Origin of the sequence: Bacillus cereus group sp. BfR-BA-01331 (assembly GCF_022663915.1) — a bacterium.
Lineage (GTDB): Bacteria > Bacillota > Bacilli > Bacillales > Bacillaceae_G > Bacillus_A > Bacillus_A mycoides.
The window spans coordinates 1-19989 of record NZ_JAKUGJ010000032.1 but is presented as its reverse complement, the minus strand read 5'-3'; the positions used below and the strand labels follow the sequence as shown (position 1 = coordinate 19989).

The window sequence follows — 19989 nt, the reverse complement described above, 5'->3', positions numbered from 1 at the left end:
GGGATATAAATTAGAGTGTATATTTTAATAAATATATATGAGATTACTTTATAAAAAGTAATTAGAATTATTAGTGAAATGATTTTTTATGCTTGAATTGAATAAAAGTATGAACTTTTACGGTATAAATATGAATTTTATTCATCATTTTAATAACTATGCAATAAGCGAAATAAATGTTGAATTTAGTCGAAAAATATACATTTACAAATCGTAGAATATGTACATATAGTTGTAACTGTAAATATTATCCGTTTTAAAATATTTATAAAAGGAGAAATTCATATGAAAGAAATACAAAAGCAATATGATATTGTAGAAGAATTAGATGCAACAGTAGGGCAAGAAGCATTATGGATAGCTCATCAAATGGAATTAGAAAATGGAATGAACAATGAAGCTACCATAATAAAGCTAAAAGGAAATCTTCAAATAGATACTTTTAAGAAAGCGCTTACTTTAGTAGTGCAATCTCATCCGGCGCTACGTACACTATTTATTAAGAGGGACGAAAAAATCAAACAATTCATTCAAAAGAGTATAGATTTTGATATACCAATTAAGGATTTAACTGCTTTTAAAAACACAGAACAAAAATTTATTTTTAAAAAATTCTTAGACTCTATAGTGAATGAGAAATTTAATTTAGAAGAAGGGCCTTTGTTTAAATTCCACATCATTAAATTGTGTGAAGATGAATTTATTTTACATATGATTTTTCATCACATTATTTATGATGGATGTAGTTTAGGGATTTTTATCCAACAATTGTCTCATACGTATTGTGAATTACTTCAAGAAAATACGGGTTTAGTATTAGAATCTCCTTATAAGAGCCTTGTAGAATTTGAGGAAGGTTTTATTGACAGTGCAATATATAGAGAAGGATCATCCTATTGGAAAGATTGTTTACAAGGTGAATTACCTCCTACAGAGTTTCCTGCTACTATTAATAAAATGAATGAACCGATATATACGAATGAAAATATAAGTAAGAATATTGATGCCGATCTATTTTATCAAATACAATGTTTTGCTAAAAGAAATAACATAAGTGTCTATCGGGTTATGTTAAGTACCTATTGTGCCTTGCTTCATCAAATGACAAACGCTGAAGAAATTATTGTAGGTATTCCAATTAATACTAGACCACACACGGAAGAAGGGAATGCTTTTGGTTATTTTGTTAATACATTACCTATACGTATAACAATAGAAAAGGGGGATACATTTAAGGGGATACTTAACAAGGTGAATAAATCTGTTCATTTGGCTATTAAGTATAAACATAATCCATATTCACATATAGTAAAAGATTTAAATCTAAATAATAATACACATCATAATATGATATATTCAACAGCATTTAATACGGTAAGGATACCTCAATTGAAAATTCCAGATATTGAGGCCACAGTTTTAACAGATTGTAAAAGAGTAAATCCTTTTAACATGACCTGGAGAATAATGAGATATGAGGGGGAAACAGAGAATAAAATTGAGGTTGACTATAATTCAGCATTATATAAACCAGATAGTATAAATGATTTAGTTGAAAGATATATATATTTGTTACAAAAACTAATGAAGAATGTAAATGAGCCTATCCATTCATTGGATTTACTTTTAAAAAAGGATCATCGTTTATACAAAGATATAAACTCAAATACTCTTGCATATCCTAATTCAAAAACACTAGATCAATTAATCGGTCTACAAGCATTAAAATCGCCAAATCAAATAGCGATTTCAATGGGGGATAAATCGATTACCTATTATGACTTGCAGCAAAGGTCAAATCAAATAGCGAATTATTTACGTGAAAATGATATAAAAAAGGGACAGCGTGTAAGTATTACTATGGTGAGAGAGATCGATACAATTGTGTGGATTCTAGGCATACTAAAATCAGGTGGAGTTTATGTACCAATCGATCCAAAGTTTCCTGAAAAAAGAATAGAATATATATTAAAAGATAGCCAAAGTCAAATGATTATTACAAAGAAAGAATTCAGGGGATTAATTGAAAGTTTTGCGATTCATACAAATTATCTAGAGGATTTTCATTACACTAATTCTATAGAAAATATTGCGTCTACACATACCATAGAAGATGCAGCTTATATTATCTACACGTCAGGTTCAACAGGTTTACCAAAAGGAGTAGTTGTACCACATAGAGGAGTAATTAATTTATCATATTCATTAATGAATCAATTTAATTTAGACAAAAATGATGTGTTTTTACAATTTGCAACAATGATTTTTGATGCCTCCATTATGGAGATGTTTCCTATTTTGTTATGCGGAGGGAGAATGAATTTAATTTCTGAAATGGAAAAACGTTCTGCAGAAGAATTTATAAATGTAATTAACAAGAATGGTATTACATTTGTTCTTTTACCAACTGCATTTTTTAAATTAATAGCTGATATGCCAAAAGAAATGTTACTTACATTAAATTCTTTAAAATGTGTATTTGTGGGAGGGGAAACCCTACCTGCTGAATCAGTTCGTAAATGGCAAAGTAAATTGGGGTTACAGATTCCAGTTCTTAACGCATATGGTCCTACTGAAGTTACTGTATGTACAACCATTTATGAAGTAAATCATGAGATAAAAGAAGAAAGTTCTAATATCCCAATAGGTAAACCAATTGCTAATAGTAAAGTTTTCGTGGTCAGTCCGTTCAACACGTTATGTCCGTCAGGAGTAGTAGGTGAGTTATTCATTGGTGGTGATGGGGTTGCCAAAGGATATATAAATCAAAAGGAAAAAACAGAAGAGGCATTTATTTCTTTCGAAGAATCCTATAATCGCGATAAAAAAATGTATCGTACTGGGGATTTAGTACGTCTTTTACCAAGTGGGAACTTAGAATTTATCGGAAGGAAAGATAATCAAGTAAAACTACGTGGGTATCGAATTGAGCTTGATGAAATTGAAAGAGCATTATTTAAACACCCAGAGGTAAAAGATGCAGTAGTAGTAACTTATCAAAATGACAAAATCGCTAGCTTTTATTTATCAAAAGACAATACAGAGATAAAACAAGAGGACTTAAAAACATTCTTAAGTGAAAGTTTACCAGGTTTTATGACTCCAAATTATGTATTTCACCTTAAAACATTTCCATTATCACCAAGTGGTAAGATTGATAGAAAAAAATTAGAATTACAAATCCCATCTTTACTTGAAAATATGAAGAATCAATATGTACCACCAATAAGTGAAACAGAAAAAAGGTTGGTAAAAACATGGTCAGAGATTTTAAATTTAGGGAAATATAGAATCAGCAGAGATGATGACTTTTTTAAACTTGGGGGACATTCATTAATTGCTGTGCAAGTGTTAAATCAAATTCAAAAAGAGTTTCATTTGAAAATAGAAATTAGAGATATTTTTGAGCATACAACAATTGCTAGTCTATCTGCTTACATTGATAAATTAATGGAAGTAAATACGGATAGAGAAGAACATGATATGCAAGTATTAAAGGTTGCAGATAAGGAATGTTATAAGTTATCCAGTGCTCAAAAAAGAATCTGGTTTTTAAATAAGTATAACGCTATTAATAGAGTATATGATACACAACTACACATAAATATTGAGCCAAGTTTAAAAAAGAATATTTTACAAGACGCCATAAGATTTTTAGTTGAACGACACGAGATGCTACGAACAGTGTTTATTGAAAAAAACGGGGAGCCTAGACAGGTCATATTAAAATCAATATCTATTGACCTTATTCACGATGATATTGAACACATAACTAAAAAGGAACAACAAGAATATATACGTAGAACAATAAATCAAACGGATCATACACCATTTGATTTGGAAAATGGACCACTTTTCCGGATTAGAATTTTTAATCTTGATAAGAAAAGATCCTATTTATATATCAATTTACACCATATTATTACCGATGAGTGGAGTGTAAGGAATTTATTAGATGAATTAATGAAGGTATATAATGCCTTTGCTAATCGAAGAAATCCCGAGTTACCAACTATTCCTAATCGATATGTGGATTATGTTGAGTGGGAACAGAAGCAGCTAAAATTAGGCCGGTGGGATACAGAAAAATCTTATTGGATGACCGAGCTTGCAGCGCCTCTTCCCCTACTAAATCTTCCGTTAGATTTTAGTAGGGATCGTCAAAGTACAAATAAAGGTAAAGTCTTTGAAATGAAGTTAGATAATAAAATGAAAGAGTCTTTGAAACAAGTATGTGAACAAGAGAATGTGTCTATGTATATGCTATTTTTGGCAGCATATATACAATTGTTACACTATCTAACGGATCAAAAAGATATTATTGTAGGTACACCGGTTGCTGGAAGGAATTATCAGGAATTTGAACAAATACAAGGATTTTTTGTAAATACTTTAGCTATTAGAACACAATTAAATGATGTGAAAAATTTAAAACAACTAGTACAAGTCGTTAAAGAAAAATGTTTGAATTCTTTCCAAAACCAATCGTACCCATTTGATAAAGTAATTGAGCAAATAAATCCTGATAGAAGTTTTGGAAATAACCCTATCTTTTCTACAATGTTTAGCTATCAGAAAGATATTTTGCAACAGCATGATGCGTACAAGCTTCAATTGTTACCTAATAAACAAGATGTTAGTAAGTTTGACATTTCTTTAGCTGTTGAAGAAGGATCGGATTATGTAGAGATTTCATTTGAGTATAATATTAATCTTTTCAAGGAAGAGTCAATTAATAGGTTTACTCAAAATTTACTTAATATACTGGACGCATTTATTCATCAAAGAACAGTGGCATATGAGAATCTTTCATTCCTATCACTGGAAGAGGAATCTCTATATAGAAAGGTAAATCATACAGAAAGACCGTATCCTTATTTTCAAAATATACAGGAGCAATTCTATAAGCAAGTAGAAAGACAATCAAATAGGATTGCTATAGCGACTGAAACAGAGTCTTTAACATATAGACAATTAAATATGAATTCTAATCAAGTAGCTCAACATTTACTCGAAAAAGGTATAAAAACAGGTGACAAAGTAGCCATATTTTTAGATAGAAGTATCAATAGTATTGTCTCTATGATTGGAATATTAAAAGCTGGCGCTGCCTATATACCAATCGATGTAAAATACCCCGAGGATAGAATTAATTATATAGTAAGTGACAGCGAGGCATGTAGAATTATAACGAATTACAAATACAAAAATCATTTGAATTCAAGTAATTATAACGTTTCAATAATAGAGGATATATATCGTACGACAATAAATGATGATGTTAAAATTTTAAATAAACCAGATGACTTGGCATATGTAATTTATACTTCAGGGTCAACAGGCAAACCAAAAGGTACATTATTAACTCATAAAGGAGTATTAAATTTAGCTGAATGGAGAAATGAAGTATTTCATATTTCCCCAAATGATAAAGTAACACAGTTTTATTCCCATAGTTTTGATTCTTCTGTATCGGAAATTTTTTCTACCTTGTTAAATGGGGCGGAACTATATTTATTAAGTGATGAACAGCGCTATTCAACTGTAGCATATGCTCAAGCTATCCAAGAAATACAAGCAACTATTTCTGACGTGCCAACAGTATTTTTTAATGAATTATCGACTTCATTGACTAAATTGGATAGTGATAAGATACGTTCTTTAAGATTTATGATAATGGGAGGGGAAGCTGCATCCACAAATGCTATTAGGAGTTGGCAAAATACTTTTAAAAACCAAGTGCAACTGGTAAATGAGTATGGACCTACTGAAGCAACTGTTTCAGCGATGTATTATTTCATACCAGACTTAGAATGCGAAAATAATATTTTAGGTAGTATACCGATTGGTATTCCAATTTCTAATACAAAGGTTCATATTTTGAACTCATATATGCAACATTGTCCGGTAGGGGGCATGGGCGAATTATATATTGAGAGTTTAGGATTGGCCCAAGGGTATTGGAAACAGGAAGAGAAAACAAAACAGGCATTTATTTCAAATTCATTTTCAGAAGATAATAGTAAAAGGTTATACCGAACAGGTGATTTAGCAAAGTGGTTACCAAATGGAAATATAGAATTTATGGGAAGAAAAGATAAGCAGGTTAAGATTAGAGGGCATAGAATTGAATTAGGGGAAATAGAAGATGCCATATTACAATTTGAGGGGATAAGTCAGGCTGTGGTAACACAAACGAAAGATGGAATGCTATTGCAAGCTTACTATAAAACAGTGGACGGTATAGAAATAGAGAAAAATAAGTTAGCAATACATTTATCAAATGTATTGCCAGAATATATGATTCCTAAATATTACTCTCATGTGTTAGAAATACCAATAACGGCTAATGGGAAAATTGATTTCGAAAAACTGCCAGAAATACAGTTTGATAATGAGAAAAAGGATGATTGTATACTTAAGCCCCAAACTAAAGTGCAAAAAAACATTGCAAAAGTATGGTCTGAAGTTTTAAACATAAAATCTATTGGCTTAAAAGATGATTTCTTTAATTTAGGTGGGCATTCTTTAAAAGTTATGCCGGCATTAGTTAAATTAAAACCGTTATATCCTAACTTGAAAATTCAAGACTTCTTTAAGTATAGAACAATAGAAAAATTAGCCTCTCATATTGAAGAGATGGAAAATATGTCGTTAAAGAAAGAGAAAAATATTAATGTAGCATGTATTGAAAATGAAACGAAAACGAATCCGGTTTATAAAAGAACTAAATTAGAAGAATGTGAGTTAGATATGGTGAATTATCCAAAAGCAGTTTTCCTTACAGGAGCAACAGGATATTTAGGCGCACATATTTTAGAACAATTATTACAGTTGCCATCTACGACTATTTACTGTTTAGTAAGAAAAAATGAGAATCAAGTAATTAATGAAAAGTTAAAAGAAAGAATGAGATTTTATTTTGGTAAAGAAATTCTTCAAAAGTTGGAGGAGAGAGTAGAATTAATTGAAGGAGATTTATCTTTGATAAATCTAGGTCTTGATCCAAAGAAAGTGGATCATTTAAAGAGTAACGTAGAGTCAATAATACATTGTGGTGGAGAAGTTAGACACTATGGAGAACGTGAGCATTTTCAAAAGGTAAATGTTCAGTCTACAAAATACTTATTGGAATTAGCTAAGAATACAAATGCACGCTTTCATTATATATCGACTTTAAGTGTGGTAGGACAGGCTGAAAGCGATCCAAAAGAATTTAAATTCTTTGAGTCTAATTTTGATAGAGGACAAAATTTAGATAATGTGTACTTAGAAAGTAAGTTTCAAGGTGAAAAAATGGTCAGGGAGGCAATGGAAAAAGGAGTTCGTGCTACTATATACCGTGTGGGGAATTTAGTGGGTAACTCTAAAACGGGTAAATTTCAATTCAATATTAATGAAAACGCCTTTTATAGATTATTGAAAGGGATATGCTTATCTAACATAGCACCTGAAATCAATACGTATGTAGATTTAACGCCTGTGGACTATGGAAGTTTAGCCATTACTGAACTATCTTATAAGGCCAACACAGTAAATAAAACCATGCATATTTGTAATCCAACTCAGCTTAAATGGGACCAATTTATTAATTGTTTACAAGTTTTTGGATACGATATCATGTTAATGAAGCAAGAAAAGTATATAGAGAAGTTTTTTAATACTAATCTAACTACTGATGAACAGAAAGCTTTAGAGCTCATAATGCCTTTATTAGAATCTGTAGAAGAGCTATCAGTAGCTATACCATCTTGTTTGTATACGCAAGGATATTTGAAGAATGTACATTGCTTAGAACCAAATCAAGAGTATATCAATTTGTTATTAAATTATGCTATGAGTATCGAGTTTTTACCAACCATTAAAGAACCAATATTGTTATAGAATATACTATCGATTTAGAACAGATTGATCTATAAATATGAAGTTTTGAATGTTCGTTTACTTCCGCTTATTGTTTTGAAAATGAAGAAAATCAAAGAGGTTATCTTATTTTTATGAGAGGATGTCGAGGAGAAACGTAAGGAACTTGAAGCTTTACGGGAGAAGTATTAATCGTATAATAATGTAGCGAAGGAAGACGAAAATGGCTACCAGAAATGGTGGCCATTTTTACGTAGATTGATATTAATGCTCAGGATAAATTCTTCTACATGCCATGCGACCTAATTCTGGAGAAGAAGCAATCATTGCGGCAGAAGCCACGGCAGTCATCCCAGAACTTCCAACAGCAGCAGAGGCTCCAATGGTTGCAATAGTAATTAAATATATCAAAATAATTAAAACAAAAGAAATTGAGTTAATTAATCCCTTTTTATGGTAAAATTAATTTAAATGATATCTTCTGTAAATCTGATTATACGAAAATCGATACTTAATTTTATGCGGGGATGAGAGAGAGGGACAAAATGAAATTAGCAATTCAAACTAAAAATTTAACAAAGTCTTTTGCAAATCAATCCATTGTAAGGGATATAAACTTATCTGTTCCTGAAGGAAGTTTATATGCTTTTATTGGACCAAATGGTGCAGGAAAAACAACAACTATGCGAATGTTATTAGGATTAATTCCATTAGATAGAGGAACGATATTATTTAATAATAAAGATATAAAAGAATGGAAAGAAGAATTATTTGAAAATGTGGGTTGTTTTATTGATTCGCCTACCTATTATCCTAATTTAACAGCATATGAAAATTTAGCCTATGTACAAAAAATGATTAATAAACCTTTAGATGAAATAGATAGAGTATTAAAAACTACAGGAATATATAAAGCAAAAGATAAAAAAGTTAAAGATTTTTCTTTAGGAATGAAACAAAGGCTAGGTATTTCCTTTGCTATTCTTAATAACCCTAAAATACTAATTCTTGACGAGCCAACAAATGGATTAGATCCAGAGGGAGTACACGAGATAAGGCGTTTATTACTTCATTTGGTAAAAAATGAGGGGAAGACTATATTTATTTCTAGTCATAATTTAGCTGAAATTGAAATGATAGCAGATCACATAGCATTACTACATAAGGGTAGCTTACTCTATGAAGGGGAATTAGAAGGTATTATTACTTCTGGAGAATATATCATTCATATTAATAATACTGCTGCTACAGAAAGGATTTTAAGTAAAGAAGGTATACCTTATAGTATTGAAAAAGAAGGGGTATTCAAAATAATAATAGATCAAGATAGTGTTCCTAATTTAACCAGAATATTAATTAAAAATGATATAGATATTTTTGAAGTTAGCCCTAAAAAGCCAACATTAGAGGAAGTATTTTTATCTTTAACTAAACAAAAGGAGTTACTATAATAATGCAATTTATCTTTAAAAGTGTAAATAGTGAGATGAGGAAAATTGGTGGGAGAAAATTATTATTAATTTCTTTGTTTTTTTCATTATTATCAAGCTTTTTATGTATAAGTTATTTTATTTTTAACAAGAATCATCCTGACATGTTTCAATCTACAAATCTTATAGCAATTACAGTAAATTTTAATACACTAACGTTAAGTATTTTTTCTGCTTGTATGTGGTATTTTATCATTTCTTCGGAAAATAAATATGGTACTTGGGCCATTATTTATACACAGCCCATTTCGAAACTTAAATTATTGGTAACTAAAAATTTAATGTTTATACTGTTCTATTTGGTCTTTAATATTTTGAATTTTTTGGTTATGGGTATCTATACTTTTATAAATGGATATGAAATATCCATACTTTATTTTTTAAAAATGTTGATACTTTGTACGATTTTATCTCTAGCAATACCATATTCTCAATTGCTTTTTCATTTAATTATAAAAAAGGGAATTCTTGCGGCATCCTTGTCAGTTATTTGGCTTTTTTTCATTATAACATATGGATTATTCCCTTTAATATTTACAAAGACATTTCCAATCTTTTATTCATTGAATATAGTAAGTGACGTAGCGTTTAAAGAAACAATTATTTTATTATATCTTGCAATTTCTCCAATATATATTTTAGGAATTATGTTATTGTCTGTGAGTTTTAAATATTATACATATGAATAATAAAGGGTGAAACAAGTGGGTATTTTAGGTGAATATAAAAAAAGTCTTCATAATGGATTGTATATCCTGTTACTAGTATTTCTGTTGATTCCAATTAGTTTTCAAGTTTTACTAACTGTATCGTCTCAATTAAAAGATGGCGTTTTCATGCATATAGCGATTCTGAGCCTTTTTTGTAGGTTATTTTTACCTATTGCGATAGGTCTATTAGTGTCATTTTCTTTTGTAAACGAATTCAGAAGAAAAGGATATATGTCTGCTATTTATCACGGGATCACTTTAAAAACTATATTAAGTAATAAGTTTTTATTTTGCTTAATAATTACTTTTGGTTATTTACTATGTGCTTTAATCATAACGAGTATACCTATAGTATTAACGGTTGATAATCTCGGGACTGTTTATCAAAGTTTATGTTTTTCTATACTTTTTATGGTAATTAGCTCTTTAATTATTGTGAATCTACATTTTTTAATAAATATAATATTTTATAAAATCCCTTTACTTTCATTATTAGTAGGGGTTATAGGTGGACTTGGTAGCTTTTTTATCTCTCATACAAACTATTGGATACTATTCCCTTGGTCATATCCAATTAGGAGTCTTTATATTGATAGCATTGAAACAAAACAATTGTATATTATTCTCTTTGTATATCTATTATCATTACTAAGTTGTATATTGATGTTGTCTACTTTATATAATAAAAAATCAATGAGATGGAATTAAGGTTACAATGAGGAGTGTAGCATTAGTAATAATAAAACATGTTGTAGTTACTACAATATGGATCTCGATACGTTAAGCCAATTAATAAGACATGCGGATCAAATATTATTGAATTTGAAGAAGCTAAAGTATGATAGATGTCACTTATGGTCACTCGAATATCTATTACTAATTTACTCTATTTAAAAAAAGTAGCTGCACAAAAGCGCAGCTACTTTTTTTCATACAAACATTATTACGCAAATAAAAACCTTAACGTAAACTTGCGCTTAATGGTACTTGAGAATAAACTTTGAAATTACTACCATAAGTACCGTGTTGAGAAAATGAGGAAGAAATTGAGCTGTTCCAACTTTTGTAGGTAGATCCAGATGTATCTGCTCTTAGAAGTACGTTTGAAAAGCTAGCTTGGCTAAAAGAATTACTTCCAGTATCTTCAACGCCCTGAACCATTTTTACTGGTTCATATTGAGAAAACGTACCATATACAGGTTGATTTACATATTTAGGACTTCCATTTACATACATAGTAACCGTACCATTTCCGTTATTAACTAGTTTAAGGTTTACTCGATCACCATCTTTAATTGAGGTATCATACTGTGTGTTCCAATACTTACTGTTTTGACCTGATTCATTATATCCTGAATTAAGAAATACTTTATATCCACTTGATGTTTTTGAAATACCACCCTCAACTTTAGATGCTCCAATACCTAAATACCAATTCACATATCCATCCTTAACAACAACTGATTTTGGTAGATTTATATCAGCTGCAATCCCGGTATAGTTACTATTTGTAACACTTTTTACAGCACCTTCTGTAGCTGCAAAACTTGTATTTGCAAACATTGATAGAGCAATTAGAAGTGAACCAACTAGATATATCATTTTTCTCTTACTTTTCCTTAATACTTGTTTCATTTTAGGTCCCCCTTAATTTTTATTATTAAATTGCATGGAAAGTTGGCCAACTAACCACGACTTACAAATCAAAGATACATTAGGTTTCATTTAATGTATATATTTTCCTGTTATAAGTCATTGAAATGTCAAACAAATTGAATATTTCATATTTATCAATATAGGGGGAGTTGACAGAATAAAATAGTCCTTCTATTTGAATTTAGGAAGGTTTTGTAATTAATATTATTAAAATCTATAAACTGGTTGGGTATAATACGCAATACCATTCATTTGTGAGAGATAGAAATGGAATTAATGCAGGGGATTTTCAAAAGGGGATATCAGAAATTTTTAGAAATGGAATAACAACAAATGAAATAAATTAAAGGCTGTTGTAAAGGCATCTATGTATGAGAAGGTGGTAGGAATGAGAAGTAAACTTTGTAGTTACTTTGCCTTGGATGAAAGAAGATTTAATAATTGTTTAATAGGGTTCGTTTCCTAGTTAATACGTAGTTCCTGGGGGGAGGGGAGAATGCCTAAAATAGAGAATAGATTTGTTTTAACCAATCCTTTTCAAAATAAAAATAGTAACGCGAATAGTCCGAAACACATTTGTTTCGGACTAGGGATTCACAATTTCTCTCATTTTGATTAAACAATTTTGTGGATTAAAAGTTGAACATTTCGACTATTTAAGCGGGACAAATGATATTATGTTAATCAATAGATACTTCAACAGAGACACTCGGTATTGTGGGTGATGGTGTATCTCCACCATTAAAGGAAGAAGGTTGTGATACATGTAAACTAATCATGCTACATGCTAATGCACTTACTACTACCATACTTAATACAATTTTTTTAATTTTTTTCATTACTTTAACGCTCCTTTTCTCAAATGATTCTTATTGGCATTATTGCTAATGTAGAAATATTTGCTCGCCTTAACATGATTATCTGCCTGGTAAAATTGGAGTGCTAAAATCTCTGCATGTTCTTTTACACAATCCCACATGCCCTCTTTTTCAAAATAAGAAATTGCATCAGTAACTACTTTTTCTAGTTTAATTCTAGGCAGTTCTGTGATTAGTTCATTTAAAACTGCGAAACGGTGCTTATATTCCTCATTTCCGGATTCATTTGTATATTTCATGCCCTGTTCGATATATGATTTTGCTGTTTCAACGCCTTCTAATTTATAATATGCTCTTGCTAAGACAAATAATGCTTTAAAATGGTTCGGTATTTTATTTATAATTTCAGAACTCTGTCGGATCGCCAATGGATATAAATCTTGAATATTATATAACCAGCCCAAATTGTAACGTACTCTTAATAATAAATGTTCTTTATCATACTTCTTAAAAACATCAATAACCGTATTGAGACATTCTTCAGCTCTTTCAAACTCTCTTAGATCTATACAAGCTAAACCATATACATTGTCGCATAAAGCAATATTGATTTCATATCCTACATGATTCAGGTATATCTCTTTCGCTTTTACTACATGTTGAATCGCTTCAAATGGTTGATAAGACTGATAAAAGTAAGTTGAAATTCTATACTTAAACTCGGCTTTTTCTACTTCATCAGGTATATCAATTAAAAGTTCTTCCGCCTTTTCAAAATGTGTTCTCGCTTCAGTATAATTTGCTATAATTGTAGAGTGGATTGCCTTAAAGAAATGATAGTAGTAAGCTAAAAATGAAAATTCATCTTTGATATTAGGGAGCTCTTCTATTTTATTAAAAGAATCTTTAGTAATACTCATTCCATCTACCAAGACCTTATATCTAAAATTCAGTAGTGAATAATAGAATGATAAATATTGGTCTGTTTCTATTCCTTTTAAATTTTCTTGTACTTTTAGATATGTTTGTTTTGCTTCTTTTACATGATATGAACGGATTTCTTCATACCATTCATTTAATATTTTCATCAATTGCTCATTGCGTTTTTCTTGAACAGTCATAATATCCCCCTTTTCTCCGTATAGGCTTATTCTGATAATAACAGGAATTAGATACTTTAAATTTCACTATGAGTTTTTTTCATAAATATACAGAATATTCTGAATCAATCGAGTGTCCATACTTTATTTAATGCGACAAAATATAAGAAAGTATGAGTTTCGTCGATGGATTTTTTAGATGTTTAAACCGTTCCTACTGAATTTTTCTTTTAGGAGGTGGCGTAGAATTATGACAGAAACGGAGATGGTATACACCGCTAGTGTATTGAGAAATATATAGCGATATTAAACTTCAAGGGATTCCACGAAGATAAATAGAAGTATACCTATATCTATTTATAATGAAAAAGGGGCGTTGGTTAGTATGATAAGTTTTGGGATTAATTTACGCACTATCATTAGTTATACACAAGAGAGTAGGAATCGTAATAATATAAAGATTATAAGTCAGTTAGGAATAAAGTTGTTTGATATATACGGAGAACCGTTACCAGTATCAGATGTTAATCGAGAGTTAGTGACGGCTTTAAAACGTCAAGACATAAATAAGCAGCGATATATAATAAGTCATTTAGAAGGATAAAAAAACTGATATTATGGGGCGTTTCTTTACAGGAGGCGTTTTTATTTTGCGTAGAAATGAGGATGTAGCCTTTGCTTCAAATAGAAAAATGATAAAATACTGCAAAAATAGTAAAGGAGAAGGATGGCGAATGAAAGGAATCGTTATTTTAGGCAAGGAGAGGGGGACTTAATACTATTTGTTTGACAGAAAAAGATTCATTTACAGGAAAGCACCGACAAGTGAAGAAAAGAGGCATCATAATTCATTGTAGGTCGTTTTTTCTGGTTTGAAATATATTATTTGTGACAATTAAATCGTACATTGATATTGCAATTTTTATGTGGACAGGCATTACCTGACCACAATTGTCGTACTAAATGCGAGTACGTACCCGTATGTTGAACAAAACTTAACATGTACAGAGATAATAAGGTTGTTTAATTTACAATAAAGTCGTTTAAAACAAAATAAGGTTCTTTAAAAAACGCCAGTCATGTTATTCAACAATCGGGCCATATTTCTACATTGTGCATGTTTGATTGGTAACAGGGTGTAGTAGCAAAGATGACACTGGAATTTCCATTACCCCATACCGAAAAAAAGGGTATAGGTATACTTTCCTATACGAACAACATTACATATTAATAATTTAGAGGGTTTTAAAAATAAAGAGGTGGTTTTTAAATGTATAATGATTCAATATATTTTCCTTATATAAATTATGATCAATGCTTCGATCGTCAATTCCCTGGTCCTCAGATTCCAGGTATACCTGGAATGCCAAGTTTTCCGGGTGTACCAAGTTTTCCAGGACAGCAAAGTTCACAAGCTCCAACATCTCCTCCCCCATCATTTATTCCTCAACAATCAACTGCTTCACCATTTGCTGTTGATCCAGGAGCAATTTCATTATGTTTATTTCGAAATACTTATATATGGCTTAGTAATGGTGAACAGTTTTGGTATTTCCCAATTTTTGTAGGACCAAGGTCTGTTGCTGGTTTTAGATGGAACGGTAGGTTTTGGGTTATTTTTGGAATTGATACGAGAAGGATTATTTCATTTACATGTTTTTAAAAATTATAGAGTAACGATAGAGGTTTAATTATATAAACAAAAGAGGTATTTGAATGAAAAAATTTCAATCATTTGATGGTACAATAACTATGATTAACGATTTTGTAACAGGGTCAAACGAAGATATAGAATGTAATAAATTAATGTCCGTAGATAATGGTTATGGGAATCTAATAAAATTTGTAGTGAAACCAAATACGTATTTTATCGACTATGCAACGGTAGTAGTAGGAGATAAAGTAACTGGGTTTTACGATGCTAACGCTCCTGCTCTTCTCATTTTTCCACCACAATTTCAAGCGATTGTTATGGCAAAATATACACCGCATCAAAATGTAAAAGTAGACTATTTTAATGAACAGTTGGAGAGTAGTGATGGAAAATTAAAATTAAATATTTCTCCTTCTACTCAAATTTTATTAACAAATGGTCAATTCTTTACAGGTAATCTTGTAAATCGAAATTTAATAGCTATTTATAGTTTTACAACAATGAGTATACCAGCTCAAACTACACCATATAAAATCATTGTTTTGTGTCAAAAGTGATTTCTATTCTAAAGGGTCTCTCGGTTTATCAAACTACAATCCATTGTAGAATCAAAAATTTTAGCCATCTTATTGACCAGGATCATAGGCATGTCAAGAGACGTTTTGCTAAATCTGCAGGATTTCAAAATCTTCGTCATGCTTCACGTACGATAAAAGGTATCGAGACCATTCATGCCCTATATAAACAACGGCGAAGTCTTCAAAGAGACTCCGCCTTTTCAACGTACAATAGTATTCCTTTCTAAATATGAAGATAAAAGTATCATAAATACATCAATATCATGAAGATACAGGAACCTAATATGTAATATTGCATATTAATGAATTTATATGAGTATATATAACATGAAAATCACTATAACGAACATGCAGGTTTCCTTTTTTATTTGTTATTTTTATCAGTAAAGTAGACCACATATCAGCTTCAGATACTTGTTTTATGATACAAGTAATCAAACAAAAGGAGGGCCATACAACATAATTACACCATTATTAACAGGGCACTCTTTTAAGTACAGGAGATTATTAGCGGGTGGAGAAAATGTTGAAGATATACAGACAGATAAACATATTCCATATGAAAAAAATGAATTGCAGCAAACTCTAGAAAAGTACGATTCGAAGGAGTTTGAGTTATAAAAAGAAAATAGATAAATTGACAAGAGAAAAGCACTTTGTGTATATCACAGGTGTTTTTTATTTTCATTTTGATATAGGGCTTGAATTAAATTCCCATGTTTTTTTGCGGCCATCCAATACTACATATGTACATATTCATTATTGAAATTAGTAATAATAAAATGTATTATTGAAAAGCACTATTTATAATTCAAGTAATCAAGGCTATGTATCCATAATAATTTGAACATTCAGAAATTATAATATTATCAAAAAATGAGGTGAGGTTAATAGAAACAGTACATATTAAATGGTATGGATTGTATAGTTTAAATGATTTTTATAATAGAGAAGAAGCTTTTAAGAAGGGAATATTTGCAATCTCTAGAGTATATGCTAAGAATGAAACATTGATCTATATAGGAAAAACCAAAAGAAGCTTTATACAAAAGATAAGGGAACTTAATAAAGATTGGATTTTTGATGAAAGCGAATTAAAGATTACATTAGGAATAATAGAGTCTCCTAGTGGTGAAAGTTACTCTGAAAAAAAGGTAAAAGAGATAAAATCCCTTTTGATTTTACGACATACCCCAGTAGAAAACAACACATCTTTATTGTACCATAGAGGGCAGTTTAATTTGAAAATTATAAATAAGGGAAGAAGGGGCTTAATTGTTAAAAAGATTTCTACAGGAGATCTAATGTGGACGTAATTGGAATCACCTTTGAATAAAATGGAAGGTTTCTTACGAACAGATGCTTATCAATTTATAATGTATTAAAATATTTTTGAATAACATATGTCAGATGCTTGAAACAACACAAATTTTATTATGATATGAAATCTTGTATGGGAATTGTAATTCATTTCCATTGTTTAATGAAAATATTAAGAATTATAAGGATAATGCATAAAGATTAGAAGGGAAAATAAACTCGGAGGTTTAAAAAATGGGACAAGGAAGCAGGTTTCAAGAAAAACAACAAAATCGTCGTAAAAAAGTGATTTTTAATATTGCATTTACTTTGGTATTAGTGACAGTTGGTATAGTGACATACCAGTTGTTTTCCCCTTCTGATACATCAAAGAAAGCAATTGCTCAAGAAAAGAAAGCAACAAAGATAGGAGAGAAGAAACATAAAGAGAAAGAAGCAGCGCAGTTAGAAGAGAAGAAACGTGAAGTGAAAGAAGCAGCGCAGTTAGAAGAGAAGAAACGTGAAGTGAAAGAAGCAGCGCAGTTAGAAGAGAAACAAAAAGCAGAAAAATCGGTAAAAACGAGCGAAAATGAAAATAAAGAGGGAGAAAAAACGGTATCTCAAGAAAAGGGTTCTCAAACTAATCCTTCTTGGAAGCCAATTGGTACAGAGCAAGGAGCAAAACCTGCAATGAAATTTAAAGAAGGAACAGTAGATTGGAATGAGATGAAAAAAGCAATTTCTTATGCTGTTGATGTTCCAGAGGGTCAATTGATTTTTGATTTTATTGGAAATAATGGTGAAAATAAAGCCTACGGTAATGTACGAGATAAGCAAAGTAATAAAAAATATAAGGTTGATATTGATTGGGTAGAGAATCAGGGCTGGAAACCAGTATCTGTTCAAGTGGTAAAATAAATAAGCAAAATGTAAATGCTATCCTCTCTTGTTGTGAGCGACTAAGCTATTAAGTGATGATATAGAAGTTCATATAGTAGAGATTCCAAAGTTGATGCAGCAATGGCGCGAAGAGAAAGTCAATCCGGGGGAAGATTCGTTTGTTCGTTGGTTATTATTATTACCTGCGAATGAAGATGAACATCTCACACAAACATTGGAGGATATTGCCATGAACCGAGATCCGATTTTACAAAAAGCAATGAATAAATGGGAACGTCTGAGTCAAGATTCTTCTTTCCGTCAAGCATATGAAGCAAGAGAAAAGGCCTTAATGGATGAGGCAGTAAAATTTGCTCATGCAGAAAAACAAGGAATTAAAAAGGGAATCGAACAAGGGGTTGAGCAAGGAAAGATGCAACTCATTCGAGGCATGCATAAAAATGGTGTGTCTGTAGAAGACATTGCAAAGCTTACAGGATTACCAGAAATAGAAATACAGCGATTTTTGCAGAGCTAGTTCTTAGAGAAAGCATTTTATCCAATAAAATGCTTTCTCTAACTCTGCCTGAAAAGAAGATGAGATGTCTCAATCTTCTTTTTCTATTTTTAGGGGATACGGAAACATCACTATCAAGCTAATGAAAACGAAATAATCCAAGACTGAAAAAAATGGGAGTATCTCATTTTTTTTCGGTTTCTGACAGAAGACTCCTTCCTCAAAAATATAAAGGTGTGAAACACTAATTTTAGGTGGGAGATGAATATCAGTAGGCGTAAGCCTACGTTTTTTATATACTGTAGATATCCTATAAAAAGGTGAGGTGCACCCTATGTTAGTAAGTAAAGCATATAAATTTCATATCTATCTAAATAAGAATCAAGAAATATTAATTGCTAAAACCATTGGTTGCAATCGCTTTGTATTCAAAACATGAAATTAATTAGCTAAATTCTTCTCTAAATAAAAGACCACTGATTTTTTAAGGGTGACAACACTGCATACAACTGAATATTAAATTAGCAAAACATTGTTGGAAAAAAAGATAAAAAGAGAAGGCACTCAAAATAAGGATACACTGTTTTGCTAATAGATTAGCGCTGAACTAGGATGACGGTGGTCATGCATAGCGTCCCATCCCATATAGCAGTGGTGGTTCTTTATATTTTATAATTAAGAAATAACGATATGAATATTTGCATTTGATTTAATACTTAGTTTTTTAAATAATAAAAATATAGAGATGAAAAATTATGCTAATACAAGGTAATATTTTACCTTTTTAACGAATTCCTCGAAAGAATTCTCCTTCCTCAAGCGCATGAAGGGCGTAGCCCAGCGGTAGGTGGGAGATGAATTTCGGTTTGGCGTAGCCAAAAGGATTTGCTTTTTATTTTGCCTCTGATATAATCAGTCTTATAAAGTTCGAAGGTTGGTATATAAATGAAATTAGACAGCAATAACCATTCAGTATTCTTGTTGTATTACCATCTTGTGTTGGTCGTAAAATTCAGAAGAAATGTGTTTGATGATGATATGTCAAACTATGCAAAAGACATGTTTGTCAGGTTATCCGAGAATTACAACATAACACTGGTAGAGTGGAATCATGATGTAGACCATGTTCATATTTTGTTCAAGGCACATCCGAATACAGAAATGACAAAATTCATCAATGCTTATAAGAGTGCAAGTTCTCGACTAATCAAGAGAGACTTTCCACAAGTGAAAACGAAACTTTGGAAAGAGATGTTTTGGTCAAGAAGTTTTTGCTTACTAACTACTGGTGGTTCGCCAATAGATGTAGTAAAGAAATATATTGAAAATCAAGATGAAAAGTGAGGTGAAATGATATGACAAAGCATAATAAAGCATATAAATTCCGTTTGTATCCAACAGAAGAACAAGCATATCTTATGCGTA

The 19989-nt window shown here is 30.8% G+C and carries 17 protein-coding genes and 3 pseudogenes; 17 read left to right on the top strand and 3 right to left on the bottom strand.

Translation table 11 applies throughout. The features are described 5' to 3' along the window. Positions 1–285 precede the first annotated feature (285 nt). The 5 genes from MR155_RS27890 (at position 286) to MR155_RS27870 (ending at position 10771) form a co-directional block, all read left to right on the top strand. Positions 286–7884: a non-ribosomal peptide synthetase gene (locus tag MR155_RS27890; RefSeq protein WP_242311660.1), complete on the top strand. Its 7599-nt coding sequence runs from the start codon at positions 286–288 to the stop codon at positions 7882–7884. Positions 7885–8158: 274 nt separating this feature from the next. Then, a complete protein-coding gene (locus tag MR155_RS27885) occupies positions 8159–8323 on the top strand; it encodes a hypothetical protein (protein WP_242311658.1) in 165 nt (54 codons plus the stop codon). Positions 8324–8408: 85 nt separating this feature from the next. Further along, the gene (locus tag MR155_RS27880) at positions 8409–9314 is read left to right on the top strand and encodes an ABC transporter ATP-binding protein (RefSeq protein WP_033729676.1); all 906 of its coding nucleotides are present in this window, start codon (positions 8409–8411) and stop codon (positions 9312–9314) included. 2 nt (positions 9315–9316) lie between these two features. After that, on the top strand, positions 9317–10042 hold the full coding sequence (locus MR155_RS27875) for an ABC transporter permease (protein ID WP_242311656.1): 726 nt from the start codon (positions 9317–9319) through the stop codon (positions 10040–10042). A 15-nt stretch (positions 10043–10057) separates the two neighbouring features. Next, the gene (locus tag MR155_RS27870) at positions 10058–10771 is read left to right on the top strand and encodes an ABC-2 family transporter permease (RefSeq protein WP_201063464.1); all 714 of its coding nucleotides are present in this window, start codon (positions 10058–10060) and stop codon (positions 10769–10771) included. Positions 10772–11023: 252 nt separating this feature from the next. On the opposite strand, the gene MR155_RS27865 is transcribed toward MR155_RS27870, so the two are convergent. The 3 genes from MR155_RS27865 to MR155_RS27855 all read right to left on the bottom strand — a co-directional run bounded on the left by MR155_RS27865 (position 11024) and on the right by MR155_RS27855 (position 13658). Further along, entirely contained in the window at positions 11024–11698 is a 675-nt protein-coding gene (locus tag MR155_RS27865) for a hypothetical protein (RefSeq protein WP_242311654.1), read from the bottom strand. A 701-nt stretch (positions 11699–12399) separates the two neighbouring features. Further along, complete coding sequence (locus tag MR155_RS27860) at positions 12400–12558, bottom strand: Phr family secreted Rap phosphatase inhibitor (RefSeq protein WP_002144187.1); 159 nt, start codon at positions 12556–12558, stop codon at positions 12400–12402. Then, positions 12558–13658, bottom strand: coding sequence for a response regulator aspartate phosphatase (locus MR155_RS27855; RefSeq protein ID WP_201053983.1), 1101 nt, complete (start codon positions 13656–13658; stop codon positions 12558–12560). The genes MR155_RS27860 and MR155_RS27855 overlap by 1 nt, the downstream gene beginning before the upstream one ends. A gap of 364 nt (positions 13659–14022) precedes the next feature. Here MR155_RS27855 and MR155_RS27850 point away from each other — a divergent pair, with 364 nt between their 5' ends. The 12 genes and pseudogenes from MR155_RS27850 to MR155_RS27800 form a co-directional block, all read left to right on the top strand. After that, positions 14023–14241 carry a hypothetical protein gene (locus tag MR155_RS27850; RefSeq protein WP_002144183.1) on the top strand — a complete coding sequence of 73 codons (219 nt, stop codon included), beginning with the start codon at positions 14023–14025 and terminating at the stop codon, positions 14239–14241. A gap of 46 nt (positions 14242–14287) precedes the next feature. Beyond that, positions 14288–14413: a hypothetical protein gene (locus tag MR155_RS31895; RefSeq protein WP_256508296.1), complete on the top strand. Its 126-nt coding sequence runs from the start codon at positions 14288–14290 to the stop codon at positions 14411–14413. A gap of 494 nt (positions 14414–14907) precedes the next feature. Continuing rightward, positions 14908–15300 (top strand): collagen-like protein, encoded by a 393-nt coding sequence (locus MR155_RS27845; RefSeq protein ID WP_201053985.1) that lies wholly within the window; start codon positions 14908–14910, stop codon positions 15298–15300. 53 nt (positions 15301–15353) lie between these two features. Next, on the top strand, positions 15354–15848 hold the full coding sequence (locus MR155_RS27840) for a hypothetical protein (protein WP_242311652.1): 495 nt from the start codon (positions 15354–15356) through the stop codon (positions 15846–15848). Between the two features lie 23 nt (positions 15849–15871). Continuing rightward, positions 15872–16096 (top strand): annotated as a pseudogene (locus tag MR155_RS27835) (DDE-type integrase/transposase/recombinase); the annotation flags it as partial. A 187-nt stretch (positions 16097–16283) separates the two neighbouring features. Beyond that, a complete protein-coding gene (locus tag MR155_RS27830; RefSeq protein WP_033716533.1) occupies positions 16284–16490 on the top strand; it encodes a hypothetical protein in 207 nt (68 codons plus the stop codon). Positions 16491–16750: 260 nt separating this feature from the next. Beyond that, positions 16751–17185, top strand: a complete 435-nt coding sequence (locus tag MR155_RS27825; protein ID WP_002013690.1) for a hypothetical protein — start codon at positions 16751–16753, stop codon at positions 17183–17185. Positions 17186–17423: 238 nt separating this feature from the next. Further along, complete coding sequence (locus tag MR155_RS27820; protein WP_242311650.1) at positions 17424–18086, top strand: YrrS family protein; 663 nt, start codon at positions 17424–17426, stop codon at positions 18084–18086. A gap of 43 nt (positions 18087–18129) precedes the next feature. Beyond that, positions 18130–18585, top strand: a pseudogene (locus MR155_RS27815) (Rpn family recombination-promoting nuclease/putative transposase); the annotation flags it as partial. 313 nt (positions 18586–18898) lie between these two features. Continuing rightward, positions 18899–18994, top strand: a pseudogene (locus MR155_RS27810) (helix-turn-helix domain-containing protein); the annotation flags it as partial. Positions 18995–19509: 515 nt separating this feature from the next. Beyond that, positions 19510–19908, top strand: coding sequence for an IS200/IS605 family transposase (gene tnpA, locus MR155_RS27805; protein WP_242311648.1), 399 nt, complete (start codon positions 19510–19512; stop codon positions 19906–19908). 11 nt (positions 19909–19919) lie between these two features. Next, positions 19920–19989, top strand: a 70-nt coding sequence (locus MR155_RS27800) for a helix-turn-helix domain-containing protein (protein ID WP_242311681.1), incomplete at its 3' end; no start/stop codon positions are given.